Source organism: Escherichia sp. E4736 (assembly GCF_005781225.1).
In the GTDB taxonomy this organism is placed as follows: domain Bacteria; phylum Pseudomonadota; class Gammaproteobacteria; order Enterobacterales; family Enterobacteriaceae; genus Escherichia.
This window is the reverse complement of sequence record NZ_VATT01000049.1, coordinates 1-2,203: the sequence shown is the minus strand read 5'-3', so window position 1 is coordinate 2,203 and position 2,203 is coordinate 1. Positions and strand designations below refer to the sequence as shown.

Here is a 2,203-nt window from a genome sequence, read left to right as displayed (position 1 = left end):
CGCCTCAGGCGATTCGAATTTAGGATTTCGCCCATGACTACTGCGGGCCTCCCAAAATCGGTTGCCCTTTGGTGCTGCCATATTCATCTCACTTAGTTGTCATTTCAGGCTGAGCATCATGCTCCGGTAGTGAACAGGTCTAACGCTTCCTTCGATTTACGCACCGCTTCGAATGTGCGGATCGTGATATCTGAATTAGCGCCACCTGACTGGAAGTGAATTTTGAATAGCTCAAGCTTCAGCTCGTCAGTGCCAATGAATTGAAATGCTTCCTCTGCTGCTGCGTTCTGGTTCATGACCAGCTTGTAAATCTCTAACTGGAATTTCTGTTCTTCAGTCATGGGAATAATCTCTGCCATTGTTGGCTCCGTTTATCCGTTAAAAGGGATATCAGCTAAGTTATCCCGTGTAGGGTATAAGCCATTGTCGAGACCACTCATTGAATGGTCTCTGCAATAACCGATGTCTTTCCATCAGTCCGCCACCACAAAGAATCTTTTTTGCCATAAGGCAGGAGGTTCATCTTTCAGTGGCTGCCAGTGTTATTTCCCCACTTACTGGCTTGGGTTGCTTCGTGGTACTGCCGTAACTGGTTGCCAAGAATAAATTCCGGTTTCATTATCAAGCCCACCCGTAGATGGGCTTTGTAATGGATAGCCGTTGCTCAGTTCTCGTAATGCTTTGATTTTTCCGATAACGCAGTTTTGCGTTTGCCATCAGCACGCGATATCGAGAGTCAACTGCAGTTGCTCGCGCCAGTACTCAACATTTGCTTCAATAACCGGCTTATCCCATCGCCAGCGAGCCATCTCTCTTGCCCCATTGCTGGCTTTTGATTTCCGGTCATCGCGAATGCGACATGCTTGCTCATATTTCTGCTGCTCAGTCAGTTCACCGCGAAGCAGACTATCAATGTGCAGGTCGCACCACACAGCAAAACGAGCATCACACCAACGGGCAAATGCAACTGAAAGTTTTGGATGTAGCCACGTACCACCACCCCTGTCCTTTCGTGCCTTGCTGGTTTTTACATACCTCGATTGTGAGGGATGTAAAATTTGAGATTCTTTCCCGGTCAACGCTTCGTCTAAAGCACGAACGTATTCAAGCGTTTCTGCCAAACGCATCCAGTTATCAATGCGTTTCCCAAATCTCTCAGCAACACCTGTGACGTTGATCCAACCATCAGTGTTGAAACTGACAACTTCGCCTTTGTAATTAAGTGGCACGATATTCATAACGTTTACCTACTCTTTGAAATGAACCTTTGCCGCACAGGAAACCAGCCCACCGAGGCTCGCCAGCACTAACTGGTATCCTCAAAGGCCCATTCCAAAGGGTCAGGTTCGGTGTAAAAAAACATGCGTTGCGGTACGCATTTATTGCAAAAAAGCCCCGCATCGCGAGGCTCATTAAATGGACTTTGTGATTTGCAAAAAAATTATTTCAAACACTGCGTCCTAATGTAATCCTGCAAGTAGTTAACCTGCGCGGTTATCCTGTCGATTCCACTTCGGAGACGGTAATAATTGAGTTCAGCATCTGCTGTAAGTCTTGGGCTTTCTCCATCGCCCATGCTGCTGGCTCCGGTCGTTGACTTTGCACAGGTGGCGGCGACTTGCAGGCGCTTACGACCAGCAGAAACATCAGCACGGAGACTTTCGATAGTCGCGTTAGCATCAGCAAGCTCCTTTGTATATCTGGCGTCGAGTTCTGCTACATTGCGTTGACGTTTCTGCATGTCAGCGATAATGAATGCGGCCTTATCGCGCTGTTCTTTGTAGGCGATGGCGTTATCACGGTAATGATTAACAGCCCATGACAGGCAGACGACGATGCAGATAACCAGAGCGGAGATAATCGCGGTTACTCTGCTCATACCTCAATCTCTCTGACCGTTCCGCCAGCCTCTTTGAATTTTGCAATCAGGCTGTCAGCCTTATGCTCGAACTGACCATAACCAGCCCCCGGCAGTGAAGCCCAGATATTGCTGCAACGGTCGATTGCCTGACGGATATCACCGCGATCAATCATCGGCAAAGCGCCACGCTCCTTAATCTGCTGCAGCGCAACAGCGTCCTGGCTTTTTGGAGAGAAGTCTTTCAGTCCAAGCTGTTTACGGTAAGCATCCCACCAACGGGAAAGAAGCTGGTAACGTCCGGCTGCTGTTGATTTGAGTTTTGGGTTTAGCGTGACAAGTTTG

4 protein-coding genes and 1 pseudogene are annotated in these 2,203 nt (G+C 48.4%); all 5 read right to left on the bottom strand.

The window, feature by feature from the left end:
* Window positions 1–81: pseudogene (locus FEK46_RS22485) on the bottom strand (DNA-packaging protein); the annotation flags it as partial.
* Window positions 82–116: 35 nt separating this feature from the next.
* Window positions 117–359 carry a DUF2560 family protein gene (locus FEK46_RS22480; protein ID WP_000807785.1) on the bottom strand — a complete coding sequence of 81 codons (243 nt, stop codon included), beginning with the start codon at window positions 357–359 and terminating at the stop codon, window positions 117–119.
* A 357-nt stretch (window positions 360–716) separates the two neighbouring features.
* Window positions 717–1,238 carry a KilA-N domain-containing protein gene (locus FEK46_RS22475; RefSeq protein ID WP_135559760.1) on the bottom strand — a complete coding sequence of 174 codons (522 nt, stop codon included), beginning with the start codon at window positions 1,236–1,238 and terminating at the stop codon, window positions 717–719.
* 203 nt (window positions 1,239–1,441) lie between these two features.
* Complete coding sequence (locus tag FEK46_RS22470; protein WP_135559761.1) at window positions 1,442–1,879, bottom strand: lysis protein; 438 nt, start codon at window positions 1,877–1,879, stop codon at window positions 1,442–1,444.
* The coding region (locus FEK46_RS22465; protein ID WP_032170487.1) for a glycoside hydrolase family protein at window positions 1,876–2,203 on the bottom strand (328 nt) is incomplete at its 5' end. The genes FEK46_RS22470 and FEK46_RS22465, both read right to left, overlap by 4 nt.

What these genes read in the sequence shown, in the direction of transcription:
- FEK46_RS22480 (WP_000807785.1), bottom strand. Translation starts at nt 359, where the DNA reads ATGGCAGAGATTATTCCCATGACTGAAGAACAGAAATTCCAGTTAGAG.
- FEK46_RS22475 (WP_135559760.1), bottom strand. Translation starts at nt 1,238, where the DNA reads ATGAATATCGTGCCACTTAATTACAAAGGCGAAGTTGTCAGTTTCAAC.
- FEK46_RS22470 (WP_135559761.1), bottom strand. Translation starts at nt 1,879, where the DNA reads ATGAGCAGAGTAACCGCGATTATCTCCGCTCTGGTTATCTGCATCGTC.